Genomic DNA, 17,602 nt, shown 5'->3' on the forward strand with positions numbered 1-17,602 from the left:
TCGCCATCAGGCATCTCATCAACGCCGGATGGCGGCAAAAATGCCTTATCCGGCCTACGGTAAGTCATACTCTTACTGACTACACGTCCAGCAGCAGACGAGTCGGATCTTCCAGCAGCTCTTTAATCGCCACCAGGAAGCCAACCGATTCACGCCCATCGATCAGACGGTGGTCATAGGAGAGCGCCAGGTACATCATCGGCAGGATCTCTACCTTGCCATTCACCGCCATCGGACGGTCTTTAATGGCATGCATACCCAGGATGGCGCTCTGCGGTGGGTTGATGATCGGCGTGGACATCAGGGAACCGAAGACGCCGCCGTTGGTAATGGTGAAGTTACCGCCGGTCAGGTCATCTACGGTCAGCTTGCCGTCACGGCCTTTCACCGCCAGCTCTTTGATATTCTTTTCGATGTCCGCCATGCCCAGCAGGTCAACGTCACGCAGAACCGGGGTTACCAGGCCGCGCGGAGTGGACACTGCCATGCTGACATCGAAGTAGTTGTGGTAAACCACGTCGTCGCCATCGATGGAAGCGTTCACTTCCGGGTAGCGTTTCAGCGCTTCAACCACCGCTTTCACGTAGAAGGACATGAAGCCCAGACGGATACCGTGACGTTTTTCGAAGGCATCGCCGTACTGCTTACGCAGATCCATAATCGGCTTCATGTTGACTTCGTTAAAGGTCGTCAGCATGGCGGTGGAATTTTTCGCTTCCAGTAGACGCTCGGCCACGCGTTTACGCAGACGGGTCATCGGGACGCGTTTTTCTGAACGGTGACCCAGCTGCGGCGCTGGTGTCGCTGCCGCGGTAGCCGCTGGCGCTTTGGCTTCAGCCGCCGCCGGGGCTTTCGCCAGATGTTTCTCGACGTCTTCACGAGTCAGGCGGCCACCCACGCCGGTACCTTTGATGGCAGCGGCGTCGAGGTTGTGCTCCGCCAGCAGACGACGGATCGCCGGGCTGAGCGCATCGTTGTTCTGCTCTTCCAGAGAAGCCTGCTGGCGCTGCGCCGGGGTGGACGCTTTCGCATCCGCTTTTTCGCTGGTTTCTTTACCTGCGCTGTTGCCTTCACGCAGGCGGCCAAGGATCTGGCGAGACAGGACGGTAGCGCCCTCGTCTTCCAGCACTGCATCCAGAATGCCGTCCGCTGATGCCGGTACTTCCAGTACCACTTTGTCAGTTTCGATTTCGACCAGAACTTCGTCACGGACGACCGCGTCGCCCGGTTTTTTATGCCAGGTGGCGACGGTTGCGTCAGCTACGGACTCAGGCAGGTCGGGAACCAGAATATCTACGCTACTCATTGTGTATCCTTTAATTAATCGACGTTCAGCGCGTCATTGACCAGATCTTGTTGCTGTTTCTGGTGAACGGACATGTACCCTACCGCCGGAGAGGCGGAGGCCGGGCGGCCTGCATAACGCAGAGAGGCCCCAAATGGAACTACTTCACGAAGGTGGTGCTGGCTGCAGTACCATGCGCCCTGGTTGAGCGGCTCTTCCTGGCACCAGACAAAATCATGTACGTGCGAGTAAGCTTTCAGCGCTTCCTGCACCGCCTGATGCGGGAACGGGTAGAGCTGTTCGATACGCACGATGGCGACATCTTTTTGCTCGTTTTTGCGGCGCTGTTCCAGCAGGTCGTAGTAAACCTTACCAGAGCACAGTACGACGCGCTTCACGGCTTGCGGATCGAGTTCGTCGATTTCGCCGATGGCCGGCATAAAGGTGCCGTTCGCCAGTTCGTCCATGCTGGAGACCGCCAGCGGGTGGCGCAGCAGAGACTTCGGCGACATCACCACCAGCGGACGGCGCATACCGCGCAGCGCCTGACGACGCAGCATATGGTAAACCTGTGCCGGGGTGGACGGTACGCAAACCTGCATGTTCTGCTCAGCGCACAGTTGCAGATAGCGTTCCAGACGCGCGGAGGAGTGCTCCGGGCCCTGCCCTTCGTAGCCGTGCGGCAGCAACATCACCAGACCGCACATCCGGCCCCATTTCTGTTCGCCAGAGGAGATGAACTGATCAATCACCACCTGCGCGCCGTTGGCGAAGTCGCCGAACTGCGCTTCCCAGATGGTCAGCGTACGCGGCTCTGCGGTGGCGTAACCGTATTCGAACGCCAGCACGGCTTCTTCAGACAGCACCGAGTCCCAGACGCGGAACTGGCCCTGGCCGTTGTGCACATGCTGCAGCGGGGTATAGGTAGAACCGTTGCTCTGGTTATGGATAACCGCGTGACGGTGGAAGAAGGTGCCGCGACCGGAGTCTTCACCGGACAGGCGCACCGGAATGCCTTCGTCAACCAGGGTGGCATAAGCCAGGTTTTCAGCGCCGCCCCAATCGAACAGCTTCTCGCCGGCGGCCATCAGTTGGCGATCGCCGTAGATTTTCGCTACACGGGACTGCATTTCGATACCTTCCGGCACCGTACTGATGCGTTTAGCCAGCTCTTGCAGACGTTTCGGATCCACTTTATCCGGATAGCTCTCGTCCCACTCGTGGTTGAGGTAGGGAGACCAGGTAAAGGAGTGCATATTCATCGGACGCCACTCCTCTACCACGCATTCGCCGGCATCCAGCGCATCGCGGTAAAGGTTAACCTGCTCAGTCGCGTCTTCCAGCGTCGCAACTTTCTCCTGCTCCAGCTTGTCAGCATAGATTTTGCGCGGGGTCGGATGCTTTTTGATTTTCTGGTACATCAGCGGCTGGGTTGCGCTCGGCTCGTCGGCTTCGTTATGGCCGTGACGGCGGTAGCACACCAGGTCGATAAAGACATCGCGTTTGAAGGTATTACGGAAATCCAGCGCCAGACGGGTAACGAAAGCAACGGCTTCCGGGTCATCCGCGTTAACGTGGAAAATCGGCGCCTGAACCATCTTACCGATATCGGTACAGTATGGCGTAGAACGCGCATCCAGCGGGTTGGAGGTGGTAAAGCCAACCTGGTTGTTGATAACGATACGCACGGTACCGCCGACTTCGTAACCGCGGGCTTTCGACATGTTCAGGGTTTCCTGAACCACGCCCTGGCCGGTAACGGCGGCGTCGCCGTGGATGGTAATAGGCAGAACTTTGTTGCTGCTTGGCTCGTCCAGACGATCCAGACGGGCGCGTACGGAACCGATAACCACCGGGCTAACGATCTCCAGGTGCGACGGGTTAAACGCCAGCGCCAGGTGGACCAGACCGCCTTCGGTTTCCATATCGGAAGAGAAGCCCATGTGGTACTTCACGTCGCCGGTGCCGAGGTGTTCTTTATGTTTGCCCGCGAACTCGTCGAACAGGTCCTGCGGTTTTTTACCCAGCACGTTGACCAGCACGTTCAGACGGCCACGGTGCGCCATGCCCAGCACCACTTCGCGGGTGCCGCTTTTGCCTGCATGGCGGATCATCTCTTTGAGCATCGGGATCAGGGCATCACCCCCTTCCAGCGAGAAGCGTTTCGCCCCCGGGAATTTGGCGCCGAGGTAGCGTTCCAGCCCTTCTGCAGCGGTCAGTTCACTGAGGAAGCGCTTTTTCTCTGCCGCGGTGAAGCTCGCTTTACCGGCTACCGATTCAATACGCTGCTGGATCCAGCGTTTTTCCTCAGTAGAGGTGATATGCATGTATTCCGCGCCGATGGAGCCGCAGTAGGTTTGCTTGAGGGCGGCAATCAGGTCGCCCAGCTTCATCGTGTCTTTACCGATGGCGAATGAACCTACGTTATAGCTATCCTGGAAATCGGCCTCGGTCAGATCGTGGTAGGCCGGATCAAGATCCGCCACTCTCTCTTGCTTCCACAGTCCCAGCGGATCGAGATTCGCATGCTGGTGGCCACGGAAACGGTATGCGTTGATGAGCTGCAGGACTTTAACCTGCTTCACATTGGTGTCAGGGTCGGAAATCGAAGAAGTGTAACGTGAGGCATCCTTCGCCAGTCGACGGAAATAATCACGTGTTTTGGAATGGAATTGATCCGGTTTAACTCCGGTGCCAGGTAACTGCTGGAACATCGAACGCCAGTTGGCGTCAACAGAGTCAGGATCGGTTAAGAAGTCTTCATAGAGCTGTTCTATCCAGCTCTGGTTCGAACCAGAGAGGAAAGAAGAGTCCAGCCAGGCTTTCATTGCGCCGTTCTGCATCGTGATCCCTTAAGCACTTTTATGCTTATTTCGCCGTAGAAACTACCACGCACACCGAGTGCACGTGCCGGGGTTCACTTGTTGCGGACGAGTTGTGGTTTCGATCCGCTAAGGAACCTTTAAAAACTGCCATTAATCTTCAGCGTTCAGGCTGCGGTTGCGTTGGCTGCCTTCGCTTACCCCGGTCACATAGTTCACTATGCTCCCGGGGATGCGCTCAGTTGCCGCCTTACCTCGCACTGAACGCCTCGATTACTGGTACATCTTGTGGCGGTTTTTAAAGATTTCCTGCTATCTGTCCCCCGGCAGCGCTAACGCTTGCCGGGGCTACTGCTTTGGTAGCCCGGATAAGCGCAAGCGCCATCCGGGACAGACCGTGTTGCTTACGCGCTGCGCTGCAGCAGCATCGACTTAATATGGCCGATGGCGCGCGTCGGGTTAAGCCCTTTAGGACACACGCTGACGCAGTTCATAATGCTGTGACAGCGGAATACGCTGAAAGCATCGCTCAGGCCTTCCAGGCGCTCGCTGGTTTCGGTATCGCGACTGTCGATCAGGAAGCGATACGCGGCCAGCAGGCCAGCCGGGCCGATGAACTTGTCCGGGTTCCACCAGAACGACGGGCACGAGGTTGAACAACATGCGCACAGAATACACTCGTACAGACCATCGAGTTTCTCACGCTGCTCAGGCATCTGCAGATGCTCGCGAGCCGGAGGATTTTGCCCATTATTCAACAAGTAAGGCTTAATCTTCTCATATTGTGCATAGAATTGCCCCATGTCCACCACCAAATCACGGATAACCGGTAATCCTGGCAGCGGACGGATAACAATCTTCTTGCCCGGCTGATTCAGCGCGGAGATTGGCGTGATGCACGCCAGACCGTTTTTCCCGTTCATGTTCAGACCATCGGAACCGCAAACCCCTTCACGGCAGGAGCGGCGGAACGACAGCGACGGATCTTTTTCTTTCAGCTGGATCAGCGCATCCAGCAGCATCATGTCACGACCTTCTTCCGCTTCGAGGGTGTAATCCTGCATATGCGGAGCGTCGTCAACATCCGGGTTATAGCGATAAATTGAAAACTCGAGTTTCATTTTCCTGTCTCCGCATTAGTAAGTACGAATCTTCGGCGGGAATGCCGGACGCAGTTTCGGTTCCATGTTGACGCTACGACGCGTCATGGATTCCGACTCTGGCAGATACAGGGAATGGCACAGCCAGTTTTCATCATCACGATCCGGGAAGTCGAAGCGGCTATGGGCGCCACGGCTTTCAGTACGGAAGTTAGCGGACACGGCGGTCGCAAACGCGGTCTCCATCAGGTTGTCCAACTCCAGGCACTCGACGCGCTGGGTGTTGAACTCGCTGGAAGTATCGTCGAGACGCGCGTTTTTCAGGCGCTCGCGGATCACTTTCAGTTGCTCCAGACCTTTGTGCATCGCATCGCCTTCGCGGAACACCGAGAAGTTGTGCTGCATACATTCCTGCAGTGCTTTGCGGATTTCCACCGGGTCTTCGCCGGAGCGGGTATTGTTCCAGCGATTGAGGCGGTCCAGCGAGCCTTCGACATCCGATTCGCTGGCGTCGCGCAGCGTGCCCTGCTCGGCGATGGACTCCTGCAGATGCAGGCCCGCCGCGCGGCCGAAGACCACCAGGTCGAGCAGCGAGTTGCCGCCCAGACGGTTGGCGCCGTGGACCGATACGCAGGCAATTTCGCCTACCGCGAACAGGCCCGGGATCACCACGTCTTCGCCCTTCTCATTCACGGTCAGCGCCTGACCGGTGACTTTGGTCGGGATACCGCCCATCATGTAGTGGCAGGTTGGGATAACCGGGATTGGCTCTTTCACCGGATCGACGTGAGCAAAGGTACGGGACAGCTCAAGGATACCTGGCAGACGAGATTCCAGAACCTCTTTACCCAGGTGATCCAGTTTCAGTTTCGCATGCGGGCCCCACGGACCATCGCAGCCGCGGCCTTCGCGAATTTCGATCATGATGGAACGCGCCACCACGTCACGACCCGCCAGGTCTTTGGCGTTCGGGGCATAACGCTCCATAAAGCGCTCGCCGTGTTTGTTCAGCAGGTAACCGCCTTCGCCGCGGCAACCTTCGGTGACCAGCACCCCTGCCCCGGCGATGCCGGTCGGGTGGAACTGCCACATTTCCATATCCTGCACCGGAACGCCGGCGCGGATGGCCATCCCGACGCCGTCACCGGTGTTGATGTGGGCGTTGGTGGTGGACTGATAAATACGGCCTGCGCCGCCGGTCGCCAGCACTGTGGCGCGGGCTTTAAAGTAGACCACTTCGCCGGTCTCGATGCACAGGGCGGTACAACCGACCACCGCGCCGTCCTGGTTTTTCACCAGATCGAGGGCATACCATTCGGAGAAGATAGTGGTGTGGTTTTTCAGGTTCTGTTGATACAGGGTGTGCAACAGCGCGTGGCCGGTACGGTCAGCCGCCGCCGCGGTGCGTGCCGCTTGCTCGCCGCCGAAGTTTTTCGACTGGCCGCCGAACGGGCGCTGATAAATACGGCCGTCGTCAAGACGGGAGAACGGCAGGCCCATATGTTCCAGCTCAAGAATCGCTTCCGGGCCGGTCTTACACATATATTCGATGGCGTCCTGGTCGCCAATATAGTCCGACCCTTTTACGGTGTCGTACATATGCCATTCCCAGTTATCTTCATGGGAGTTACCGAGCGCGACGGTGATACCACCCTGCGCGGATACGGTATGGGAACGGGTAGGGAACACTTTGGAGAGCAGTGCACAGGTCTGTCCGCTCTGGGAAATTTGCAGCGCCGCGCGCATACCTGCGCCGCCGGCACCGATAACAACAGCATCAAACTCTCTGACTGGCAATTTCATTACACACCCCACACCACAACAAATCCATAAAGAACGTAAGCCACCAGCGCCACAACGATAGCCAGTTGCAGAACCAGGCGCAGAGCCAGTGGTTTAACGTAGTCCGTTAACACCTGCCACATCCCGATCCAGGCATGGATGAGAATGGAGACGAGAGCCAGCAGAGTGAAGACTTTAGTGAAGCCGGAGGCAAAGAATCCGGTCCACACTTCCCATGAGATTTCACCGGTGGTGGCGAAGAAGCCAACCATGTAGATGATGTAGAGGGTCAGAACGATGGCGGTAGCACGGACCAGAATAAAGTCATGTACGCCGTTGCGTCCCAGTGCTGAGGCGTTGCTTACCATACGAGGACTCCTGCGAGAAGTGAAAGCACGACAGTAATAACAAAAGAGATTTTGGCGGAACGTTTCCCTGCTTCGAGGGTTTCGTCCAGGTAGCCAAAGTCCATCATCAGATGGCGGATACCGACAACGACATGATAGGCCAGTGCGGTGAGAATGCCCCACATGATGAACTTCACAAAGAAGCTATCCATGATCGAGGCCGCCGTCAGAAAACCTTCAGGGGAGGAAAGGCTGGTGCCCAGCAACCAAAGCAGAATTCCGACCGCCACGAAGGTGATGACACCGGAAACGCGATGGAGAATGGACGCTATCGCCGTGATTGGGAACCGTATCGTTTGTAGATCCAGATTGACAGGTCTTTGTTTTTTCACATTTCTTACCATGAATAACGCCCACATGCTGTTCTTATTGTTTCCTTCCTCCGGTCTGCTTGCGGGTCAGACAGCGTCCTTTCTATAACCAGAAGTCATGTTAAAACGTCTTTTCAGGCATTAAAACATCACTAAACAACGCTGGGTGGCTCGGGATTGCAGGGTGTTCCGGAGACCTGGCCGCAGTATAGGCCGTTCACAAAATCATTACAATTAACCTACATATAGTTTGTTGGGTTTTCTCCGGAACAGTGATCAAGGTCACGATAACAACATTTTTTTAATTTTTAATCACCTGATTTGACAAATATTAAACATTCTTGTTACAACCATTACCAGTTAAATGCAATAATGCTCAAAAGTTATGGGGTCACTCTTTCACCTGAGAATAAGTTATGTAACAGTGTGTCAGTATTGACCGATGTAATCAGGACAGTTATTAGTGGTATACAGGTTTTAATATTCGGACTGCTAAAACGCTGATTTGCTGTTGTTTCACCGCAGCCCTGAAGGACGTACCATCAAGCGCCGTTGCTCTGTACCCTGCCCTTTTCGCTGACGCAGAGCTGTGTGCAACATAACAAACTGGTAACGTATGCAGGCGCGGGCCGAAAGCAAATCCACCACCCGGCAGTCTTAAGCAATAAAGGCGCTAAGGAGACCATAAATGTCTGATGCTAAAGCAAAAATCACCCTGGGTGGTGACACTGCTATTGAACTGGATGTGCTAAAAGGCACGCTCGGTCAGGATGTTATTGATATTCGTAGTCTTGGTTCAAAAGGCGTATTTACTTTTGACCCAGGTTTCACATCCACCGCTTCTTGTGAATCTAAAATTACGTTTATCGATGGTGACGAGGGGATCCTGCTGCACCGCGGCTTCCCGATCGACCAGTTAGCGACCGAATCTAACTATCTCGAAGTATGTTATATTCTGCTGTACGGTGAAAAACCGACTCAGGCCGAATATGACGAATTCAAAACCACCGTCACCCGCCACACCATGATTCATGAGCAGATCACGCGTCTGTTCCATGCATTCCGTCGCGATTCCCACCCGATGGCCGTGATGTGCGGGATCACCGGCGCCCTGGCGGCGTTCTATCATGACTCCCTCGACGTGAATAACCCACGTCACCGCGAGATTGCTGCCTACCGTCTGCTGTCCAAAATGCCAACCATGGCAGCCATGTGTTACAAGTATTCTATCGGCCAGCCGTTTGTTTATCCGCGCAACGACCTCTCCTACGCCGGCAACTTCCTGCGCATGATGTTCGCGACACCGTGCGAAGAGTATGAAGTCAATCCGGTGCTTGAACGCGCGATGGATCGTATTCTGATCCTGCACGCCGATCACGAGCAGAACGCGTCGACCTCGACGGTACGTACCGCCGGCTCCTCCGGCGCTAACCCGTTCGCCTGTATCGCTGCTGGCATCGCCTCCCTGTGGGGACCGGCGCACGGCGGCGCCAACGAAGCGGCGCTGAAGATGCTGGAAGAGATCAGCTCCGTTGAGCACATTCCGGAATTTGTTCGTCGTGCGAAAGACAAGAATGACTCTTTCCGCCTGATGGGCTTCGGCCATCGTGTTTACAAAAACTACGACCCGCGCGCCACCGTGATGCGTGAAACCTGCCATGAAGTGCTGAAAGAGCTGGGCACCAAAGACGATCTGCTGCAGGTAGCCATGGAGCTGGAGCATATCGCGCTGAACGACCCGTACTTCATCGAGAAGAAACTCTACCCGAACGTCGACTTCTACTCCGGTATCATCCTGAAAGCGATGGGTATTCCGTCCTCCATGTTTACCGTTATCTTCGCCATGGCGCGTACCGTGGGCTGGATTGCGCACTGGAACGAAATGCACAGCGATGGCATGAAGATCGCCCGTCCGCGTCAGCTGTACACTGGCTACACCAAACGCGATTACCAGTCCGACATTAAGCGCTAATCTTGCCGTCCGGATGAAAAAAAACGCGCCGCCTGGCGCGTTTTTTTATCTGCCTGACTGCCGGGCTTAATGCTGGCATCCAGGACACCAGTAAAACGGCCGCGAGGAGAGTGTCGTCTTCTCAATCACACCCCCACAGCGCTCGCACCTTTCCCCGTCGCGATGGAAGACCTTAAAGCGAAACAGCGCGCCGTGATGCTTGTTGTCATCGGCCTGGCCGCGGGTGTGATACGACAACCGCGGAATAGCCAGCAGCGCGTGCGCCAGCGCATCCAGCTGACTATCGCTCAGTTCAGTGGCTTTACGCTTTCCGCTTAATCCCACCTGCCAGAGGATCTCCACCCGCAGATAGTTACCGAGCCCGGCCAGAAAAGCCTGATCCAGCAGCAGGCCGGAAAACTGACGATGGCGGAATTTGGCCGACAGCAGCCGCGCTTTCACCTCCTCCACGGTTAACGTCATATCCAGCACATCTGGCCCCACGCGCAGTAAAAACGGGTGATGGGCAACCTGCTCCGCCGTGAGCATCTCGATGTCCGAGGCGCTATAGAGCAAAATCGCCTTGCGGGCGGTCTGCAGCCTGACGCGCAGCACCCGGTTAGAGGCGGGCTGTTCCCCGGCATCGACCACGCGCCAGACACCGTACAGCTGATTATGGCTGTACAGGGTCAGCCCGCCGGAGAAGTGTGTTAACAGGGCCTTGCCGTGGGTGGCGATATGGGTCACCCGCTGGCCAATCAACAGGCTTTGATAGGGTTGCAACTGCGGAAAGGCGAACCAGGCATCGGTTAAGGGTTCGCCTTTGATTGCCGCCTCCAGTTTATCCGCCGCGCGGCGGATCTCCGGACCTTCCGGCATACTGTCATCCTTCTGTTAATGGGTGGCGCCGCCGCCCAGTTTACTATCCACCGACTGGCGCAGCGCCACGGCAATGGCCGTTTCCAGCGCTTCCCGCACGGTGGCGGTCGCCATACTCGGCTCGCCGGGATGGGCCGCCGCCTGCGCCGGTAGCCATGGAATATGGATAAAGCCGCCCCTGACGCCAGCCTGCTCCTGCAGCTTATGTAGCAAACCATACATCACGTGATTGCAGACGAAGGTGCCGGCGGTTTGGGAGACCGAAGCCGGGATCCCGCGATCGCGCAACGCGCTGACGATCGCTTTGATCGGTAAGGTACTGAACCACGCCGCCGGCCCCCCGTCGACGATCGGCGTGTCGACAGGCTGCTGGCCTTTGTTATCGGGAATGCGCGCATCATCGACGTTGATAGCCACACGTTCAACGCTGATATCGACGCGACCGCCGGCCTGCCCAACGGCAATGACCAGCCTCGGCTGCAGGTCTTCTATCGCCGCGTAAAGCACCGACAGCGCCTCGCCAAACACACAGGGGAGCTGGCGGGCGATCACCGGCTGCCCGGCAATCATCGTCCCGTCCAGCTGCTTCACCACTTCCCATGAAGGGTTAACCGTTTCGCCATCAAAGGGTTCAAAACCGGTGAGCAATACTCCCGCCATCATCCTCTCCTTCGCGGTCATTCAGGTTGTCACGCTTCAGCGTCCAGTTGCGCGCTGACCAGAATATGGCGCCCGGCAAAGGCCGCCCGCAGACGGCGGGCAAAATCCAGCGCGTGCGGGCCATCGCCGTGCAGACACACCGTCTGCGCCACCACGTTCGCCCACTCGCCGCTGATGCTGCGCACCCGGTGGTGCTGCACCATCTCGAGGGTTTGCGCCAGAGCCTGCTCTTCGCTGTCGATCAGCGCGCCGGGCTGGCTGCGCGGCACCAGGCTACCGTCGGCCAGGTAGCCGCGGTCGGCAAACACCTCCTGGCGCGTCGTCAGACCATAGTGCTGCCCGGCGCGGATCAGTTCGCTGCCCGCCAGCCCCACCAGCACCAGCTTCGGGTTAACATCACGGATCGCGCGGGCGATCGCGTCCGCCAGCGGCGGCGACTTGGCCGCCTGGTTATAAAGCATGCCGTGCGGCTTCACATGCTGTAGCTCGCCGCCCTGCGCCTGAACGATCGCCGCCAGGGCGCCAATCTGATACAGCATCTGGGCATAGACCGTTTCCGGCGGCAGATCCATCGCCGTACGGCCAAAATTTTCCCGGTCGGGGTATCCCGGATGGGCGCCCACCGCCACGCCGTACTTCAGCGCCTCGCGTACGCTCTGCACCATCAGTCCGGCGTCGCCGGCATGAAAGCCGCAGGCGATATTCGCCGACGAGACCAGCTGGAGCAGCGCGCTATCGTTCGCGCCCCCTTCCCCGAGATCGGCATTGAGATCAATCATCATCGTGGAGTCTCCAGGCCAGTTGTTCAAGATAACGCTGGCGATCGGCCCGTGCTTTTAAGGCATCCTCCAGCGAGCAGGCGACAAAGTGGATCGGCTGCCCCAGCGGGATCTGCGCCAGCTGGTACATATCAGCCTCAATAATGCAGGCGATGCGCGGATAGCCGCCGGTGGTTTGCGCATCGTTCATCAGGACGATGGGCTGGCCGTTATGCGGCACCTGCACTACGCCCGGCAGCAGACCGTGCGACAGCATCTCGCGATCGGTGATCCGTTTCAACGGCTGCCCCTGCAGGCGGTAGCCCATGCGATTGCTCTGCGGACTGAGCTGCCAGGGGGAGCGCCAGAACGACGCCTGCGAGGCCGCATCAAACTCATGATACTCCGGGCCCGGCAGCGCGCGAATGCGGTTGCCCAGCGGCAGCTGCTTGACACCGCGCGAGGTGGTAAAGCGCCGAGCGGCTTTCCCGAGCTTCAGCTGATCGCCATCCTGCAGGCGGCGTCCTTCCAGACCGCCAATCCCCGCCTTAAGATCCGTGCTGCGCGAGCCAAGCACCACCGGGACCGCGACCCCGCCCGCCACCGCCAGATAGCTGCGGATGCCATGCTGCGGCGTTTTCAGCACCAACCGTTGCCCGGCCCGGTAGGCGGTGCGCCAGCCCACCCAGACCGCTTTGCCGTCCAGCGTCGCTTCGCAGGCGGCGCCGGTCAGCGCGAACCAGCCGCTGCGGGCAAATTCGATCTCCACCTGACCGAGGGTAATCTCCAGCCCGGCGGCGTTCGCCTCGTTGCCAACCAGCAGATTGGCAATCACCAGCGAGGGATAATCCAGAGCGCCGCAGCGGCTGATGCCAGACTGGCGCAGGCCTTCTCGTCCACCGTCCTGTACCGAGGTGTACAGACCGGCGCGGATCAGGGTTAACATACCCCCTCCTTTTGCGGCACAAAGCGAATTTTATCGCCCACGCGCAACAGCGCAGGCTCCTTACGCGCCGGGTCAAACAGCGTCAACGCGGTCCGCCCCAGCAGCTGCCAGCCGCCGGGCGTCGCCAGCGGATAGATGCCGGTTTGCGCGCCGCCAATGCCCACCGATCCGGCCGGGACCCGCACGCGCGGTTCGGCGCGACGCGGGGTCGCCAGCGCCAGCGGCAGCCCGCCCAGGTAGGGGAATCCCGGCTGAAAACCAATAAACCAGACCAGGTATTCCACCGAGGCATGCAGCTCCACAACCTGTTTTTCACTCAGGCCGCTGTGTTGCGCCACCACCCCGAGATCCGGCCCGGCCTCGCCGCCGTACACGACCGGGATGGTTAATGACCTCGACTCCGGCTCCAGCGCAAGACTCTCCTCCCACCAGCGCTGCAGACGGTCTATCGCCTCCCACGCCATCTCCTGCGGGCGGCGGAGCACCACGGTGATATTGTTCATGCCGGGAATGGCGTCAACCACCTCTTCATGGTGAGACAGACGCTGGGCCAATCCCCAGATCCGTTGCTGGCTCTCGAGCGTGACCGGCGGCTCCAGCTCCAGCACGACGGCCGTTTCTCCTAACAGATAACAACGCGCTCGCTGCACTTTTCTCTCTCCCGTCAGGCAGGGTTAGGAATATCAATAAAGGTGACATCCAGGTCGGTCGTTTCCGTCAGCCATTCACTGAGGGCGCGAATGCCGCCCCGCTCGGTGGCGTGGTGGCCGGCGGCATAAAAATGCAGCCCCTGTTCGCGGGCAGAGTGAATAGTTTGTTCCGACACCTCGCCGGTAATAAACGCATCCACCCCAAAGCGCGCCGCGGCGTCGATAAAGCTCTGGCCGCCGCCGGTACACCAGGCGACGCGGCTGACGGTGTCCGGCCCGGTATCGCCGCACCATAACGGCTTGCGCCCCAGCCGCGCTTCGATCCACGAGGCCAGTTCGAGGCCGGAAACCGGCATCGACAGTTCGCCCCAAGGCACCAGCGGTTCGATTTCACCCAGCACGTTAATCCCCAGCAGATGCGCCAGTTGCGCGTTGTTGCCCAGCTCCGGGTGGGCATCCAGCGGCAGGTGCCAGCCGTAGAGATTGATATCGTTGGCCAGCAGAGTCTTCAGGCGGCGGCGCTTCATGCCGCGGATCACTGGCGACTCGTTTTTCCAGAAATAGCCATGATGGACGATCACCGCATCCGCCTGCAGCCGAACGGCTTCATCCAGCAGCGCCTGGCTGGCCGTCACCCCGGTGACGATCGTTTGCACCGTATCACGTCCTTCCACCTGCAGACCGTTAGGGGCGAAATCACTGATGGCCGCACTATTGAGCTTGTCGTTTATCAGTTGTTCCAGTTCGCTATTTTTCATCGCCACTCCAGCAGATAATCAGGGTATACAAAGGCATAACATAACCAGATCCATTCGGGCCGTCGATAGTCCACAACCGGCACCGACCATGACTTTTTTGTTAATCCCGCATTTTGTCTACCCACCCCATCGCGCATTCGTGTATATTTATGCATTAATAAAGCATATTAAATAAACAGAAAGCCCCTCAAGCCATGAATATGACTAATAAAGCGCTATTCATGCAGAACGATCGACTTTCGCTTTACGCCAGGAAACCACACTTCTCATGAAGACAACATCATCGCAACCGCGGGCGATTTACTACGTCGTGGCGCTGCAAATCTGGGAATATTTTAGCTTCTACGGCATGCGCGCCCTGCTGATCCTCTATCTCACCAATCAGCTCAAATATGACGATAACCACGCCTATGCCCTGTTCAGCGCCTACTGTTCGCTGGTCTATGTCACGCCGATCCTCGGCGGCTATCTGGCCGATAAGCTGTTAGGCAACCGGATGGCGGTCATGCTCGGCGCGCTGCTGATGGCCATTGGCCATCTGGTGCTCGGAGCCAGCGAAACCGCCCCAGTCTTCCTCTACCTGTCGCTGGCGATCATCGTCTGCGGCTACGGGTTGTTTAAATCCAACGTCAGCTGTCTGCTGGGCGAACTCTACGAACCTGCCGATCCGCGTCGCGACGGCGGCTTCTCGCTGATGTATGCCGCGGGCAATATCGGCTCGATTATCGCGCCGATCGCCTGCGGCTACGTACAGGAGGAGTATAGCTGGGCGATGGGCTTTGCCCTGGCGGCCATCGGCATGGTGGCGGGACTGGTGATTTTTCTCTGCGGCAACCGTCACTTCCAGCATACTGCCGGCGTCAACCGCCAGGCGCTGTGCGCGCGCCGCTTCCTGCTGCCGAACTGGGGCTGGCTGCTGGTGCTGCTGGTTACCGCCCCGCTGCTGATCGCCGTGCTGTTCTGGCAGGAGTGGTCGGTGTATGCCCTGATCGTGGCCACCGTTATCGGCCTGGCGGTGCTGGCGCGGATCTACCTGCGCGCTGAAACCGATAAACAGCGTAAGGATCTGCGCCTGATCGTCGTCCTCACCGCGTTTAGCCTGCTGTTCTGGGCCTTCGCCCAGCAGGGCGGGAGCTCCATCAGCCTGTATATTGACCGCTTCGTTAATCGCCATATCATGAGCTACGAAGTCCCTACCGCCATGTTCCAGTCGGTCAACGCCTTCGCGGTGATGCTCTGCGGGATGGTGCTGGCGTGGCTGGTGAAAGAGAGCGTCGGTGGCAATCGCACCGTGCGCATCTGGGGGAAATTTGCCCTCGGTCTGGGCCTGATGAGCGCCGGGTTCTGCATCCTGACCCTCAGCGCCCGCTGGTCCGCGGCCTATGGCCAGTCGTCCATGCCGCTGATGGTGCTGGGGCTGGCGGTGATGGGTTTTGCCGAACTGTTTATCGACCCGGTCGCCATGTCGCAAATCACCCGCATTGAGATCCCGGGGGTCACCGGGGTGCTGACCGGTATCTATATGCTGCTCTCCGGGGCCATCGCCAACTATCTGGCCGGCGTCATCGCCGACCAGACCTCGCAGGCGTCCTTCGACGCCGCCGGGGCAGTGAACTACTCCATTGACGCCTACATCAAGGTCTTCAGCCAGATCACCTGGGGCGCGCTGGCCTGTGTCGGCGTGGTGCTGGTCATCTGGCTGTATCACTCGCTGAAGGTCAGGACCCGCCGTCTGGCGGTGGAGTAATTCCTTTTCTGGCGGCCTCCCAGGCCGCCAGCGTCTCCTGCCGCGCCTGTTTGTGATCGACTATCGGGCGCGGATAATCCAGTTTGATCCCCTGTTTATCCGCCCACGCCCATGGCTGATGCAGCGCCTTCTCCGGCACCTTTGCCAGCTCAGGCAGCCAGCGACGCATAAACACCCCCTGCTTATCAAACTTCTCGCCCTGGGTGGTGGGGTTAAATATGCGGAAATAGGGCGCGGCGTCGGTGCCTGTCGAGGCCGCCCACTGCCAGCCGCCGTTGTTCGCCGCCAGGTCGCCATCAATCAGTTGACTCATGAAGTAGCGCTCCCCTGCCCGCCAGTCGAGGCGCAGATCTTTCGTCAGGAAGCTGGCGACAATCATGCGCAACCGGTTATGCATCCAGCCGGTGGCGTTAAGCTGGCGCATCGCGGCATCGACTATCGGAAAGCCGGTCTCCCCGCGCTGCCAGGCCTGCAGGGCGGCGTCATCTTCACGCCAGGCGACCTTATCAGTCCATGCGATAAACGGGCGTCCTTTACAGAGTTTCGGATAGTAGACCATCAGATGGCGGTAAAACTCGCGCCAGATCAGCTCATTAAGCCAGGTGGCGCCTGCCCCGCCGTCCAGCGCGGCGGGGTGTTCCGTCAGCAGACGATGCAGGCACTGGCGCGGTGACAACACCCCGGTGGCCAGGCAGGGCGACAGGCGACTGGTCCCTTCCACGGCGGGGAAGTCACGCTGCCCCTCATACTCCGCCGCCGGTTGCTGACAAAACGCGCGCAGCCGCGCCAGCGCCGTTTTTTCATCCGCGGCAAACAGCAGCCCATCGAACGGCGTTTGCGGGTAGTTGAGCTCAGGCAGCGGCGGCGCCTGGCGGGCAGGCGCCTGGCGCGGCTTCGGCGCCGCCACGCACGCCGGGAGCCCGTCCCGCAGACGGCGAATAAACGCATTCTTAAACGGCGTGAAAACTTTATACATTTCGCCGCTGCCGGTCATGACGCTGCCGGGCGGCAACAGGACGCTGTCGTCAAAGCCCTGGCAAATGACATCGCGCAAGGTGTTCTCAACGGCGGCATCGCGCTGACGTTCATTGAATTCGTACTGATAGTTGTAGAACAGGTGACTGACCTGGTGCTGCTGGCAGAAATGGACCAGCCGTTCGACGCTGGCGGTAAAATCATCCGCCTCTTCGACCCACAGCGGTATGCCCCGTTCCGCCAGCGCGGTGTGCAGACTGTGCAAATGGCTGACGATAAACGCGGCCTGCCGCGGCGCCAGGTGATGCTCACGCCACTGCCCCGGAGTGGCGATATACAGCGCCAGCACCTGCGCCTGCGGATCCCGGCAGGCGGCGGCCAGCGCCAGGTTATCGTGAATGCGTAAATCCGTGCGTAACCAGACCAGATGGGTGGCCATATAACTCCTCAATATCCGTCAGCAAAACTCATCTCATGATATAAGCCGGAAAAAATAGCGCGCTCCGGCAAAATAAGCACCTGCCAATTCCACTGCGGTGCATGAAAACGAGTGTAGACAAGCGACGAAAAA

The 17,602-nt window shown here is 58.6% G+C and carries 15 protein-coding genes; 2 read left to right on the forward strand and 13 right to left on the reverse strand.

Features of this window, described 5'->3' with window-relative positions; all coding sequences use genetic code 11:
- Positions 1-79 precede the first annotated feature (79 nt).
- The 6 genes from odhB to sdhC form a co-directional block, all read right to left on the reverse strand.
- Entirely contained in the window at positions 80-1,306 is a 1,227-nt protein-coding gene (gene odhB, locus HMPREF3142_RS21190) for a 2-oxoglutarate dehydrogenase complex dihydrolipoyllysine-residue succinyltransferase (RefSeq protein ID WP_012542428.1), read from the reverse strand.
- Positions 1,307-1,320: 14 nt separating this feature from the next.
- Positions 1,321-4,128 carry a 2-oxoglutarate dehydrogenase E1 component gene (gene sucA / locus HMPREF3142_RS21195; RefSeq protein WP_008805687.1) on the reverse strand — a complete coding sequence of 936 codons (2,808 nt, stop codon included), beginning with the start codon at positions 4,126-4,128 and terminating at the stop codon, positions 1,321-1,323.
- A gap of 383 nt (positions 4,129-4,511) precedes the next feature.
- On the reverse strand, positions 4,512-5,228 hold the full coding sequence (gene sdhB, locus HMPREF3142_RS21200) for a succinate dehydrogenase iron-sulfur subunit SdhB (protein ID WP_008805686.1): 717 nt from the start codon (positions 5,226-5,228) through the stop codon (positions 4,512-4,514).
- A gap of 15 nt (positions 5,229-5,243) precedes the next feature.
- The gene (gene sdhA, locus HMPREF3142_RS21205; RefSeq protein WP_008805685.1) at positions 5,244-7,010 is read right to left on the reverse strand and encodes a succinate dehydrogenase flavoprotein subunit; all 1,767 of its coding nucleotides are present in this window, start codon (positions 7,008-7,010) and stop codon (positions 5,244-5,246) included.
- Complete coding sequence (sdhD, locus tag HMPREF3142_RS21210; RefSeq protein ID WP_002894949.1) at positions 7,010-7,357, reverse strand: succinate dehydrogenase membrane anchor subunit; 348 nt, start codon at positions 7,355-7,357, stop codon at positions 7,010-7,012. The genes sdhA and sdhD overlap by 1 nt, the downstream gene beginning before the upstream one ends.
- Complete coding sequence (gene sdhC, locus HMPREF3142_RS21215) at positions 7,351-7,755, reverse strand: succinate dehydrogenase cytochrome b556 subunit (protein ID WP_004142216.1); 405 nt, start codon at positions 7,753-7,755, stop codon at positions 7,351-7,353. The genes sdhD and sdhC overlap by 7 nt, the downstream gene beginning before the upstream one ends.
- A 640-nt stretch (positions 7,756-8,395) precedes the next feature.
- Here sdhC and gltA point away from each other — a divergent pair.
- Positions 8,396-9,679 carry a citrate synthase gene (gltA, locus tag HMPREF3142_RS21220; RefSeq protein WP_008805683.1) on the forward strand — a complete coding sequence of 428 codons (1,284 nt, stop codon included), beginning with the start codon at positions 8,396-8,398 and terminating at the stop codon, positions 9,677-9,679.
- Between the two features lie 66 nt (positions 9,680-9,745).
- On the opposite strand, the gene nei is transcribed toward gltA, so the two are convergent.
- Genes nei through HMPREF3142_RS21250 form a run of 6 tightly spaced genes read right to left on the reverse strand, consistent with a single transcriptional unit; the run spans position 9,746 to position 14,309 of the window.
- Positions 9,746-10,537: an endonuclease VIII gene (nei, locus tag HMPREF3142_RS21225; RefSeq protein WP_070612534.1), complete on the reverse strand. Its 792-nt coding sequence runs from the start codon at positions 10,535-10,537 to the stop codon at positions 9,746-9,748.
- A gap of 15 nt (positions 10,538-10,552) precedes the next feature.
- Complete coding sequence (pcp, locus tag HMPREF3142_RS21230) at positions 10,553-11,197, reverse strand: pyroglutamyl-peptidase I (RefSeq protein ID WP_012542429.1); 645 nt, start codon at positions 11,195-11,197, stop codon at positions 10,553-10,555.
- 29 nt (positions 11,198-11,226) lie between these two features.
- A complete protein-coding gene (pxpA, locus tag HMPREF3142_RS21235) occupies positions 11,227-11,979 on the reverse strand; it encodes a 5-oxoprolinase subunit PxpA (RefSeq protein ID WP_012542430.1) in 753 nt (250 codons plus the stop codon).
- Entirely contained in the window at positions 11,969-12,901 is a 933-nt protein-coding gene (pxpC, locus tag HMPREF3142_RS21240) for a 5-oxoprolinase subunit PxpC (RefSeq protein WP_023297234.1), read from the reverse strand. The genes pxpA and pxpC overlap by 11 nt, the downstream gene beginning before the upstream one ends.
- Positions 12,895-13,551 carry a 5-oxoprolinase subunit PxpB gene (gene pxpB, locus HMPREF3142_RS21245; RefSeq protein WP_032739332.1) on the reverse strand — a complete coding sequence of 219 codons (657 nt, stop codon included), beginning with the start codon at positions 13,549-13,551 and terminating at the stop codon, positions 12,895-12,897. Before pxpB ends, pxpC begins: the two co-directional genes overlap by 7 nt.
- A 14-nt stretch (positions 13,552-13,565) precedes the next feature.
- Positions 13,566-14,309: a type 2 GTP cyclohydrolase I gene (locus HMPREF3142_RS21250; RefSeq protein ID WP_008805677.1), complete on the reverse strand. Its 744-nt coding sequence runs from the start codon at positions 14,307-14,309 to the stop codon at positions 13,566-13,568.
- A gap of 268 nt (positions 14,310-14,577) precedes the next feature.
- On the opposite strand from HMPREF3142_RS21250, the gene HMPREF3142_RS21255 reads away from it, so the two are divergent.
- Positions 14,578-16,056 (forward strand): MFS transporter, encoded by a 1,479-nt coding sequence (locus HMPREF3142_RS21255; protein WP_012542433.1) that lies wholly within the window; start codon positions 14,578-14,580, stop codon positions 16,054-16,056.
- On the opposite strand, the gene phrB is transcribed toward HMPREF3142_RS21255, so the two are convergent.
- Entirely contained in the window at positions 16,028-17,470 is a 1,443-nt protein-coding gene (phrB, locus tag HMPREF3142_RS21260) for a deoxyribodipyrimidine photo-lyase (RefSeq protein ID WP_016160504.1), read from the reverse strand. The two genes, HMPREF3142_RS21255 and phrB, sit on opposite strands and share 29 nt — an antisense overlap.
- Between the last annotated feature and the right edge of the window lie 132 nt (positions 17,471-17,602).

Source organism: Klebsiella sp. HMSC16C06 (assembly GCF_001808325.1).
Lineage (GTDB): Bacteria > Pseudomonadota > Gammaproteobacteria > Enterobacterales > Enterobacteriaceae > Klebsiella > Klebsiella variicola.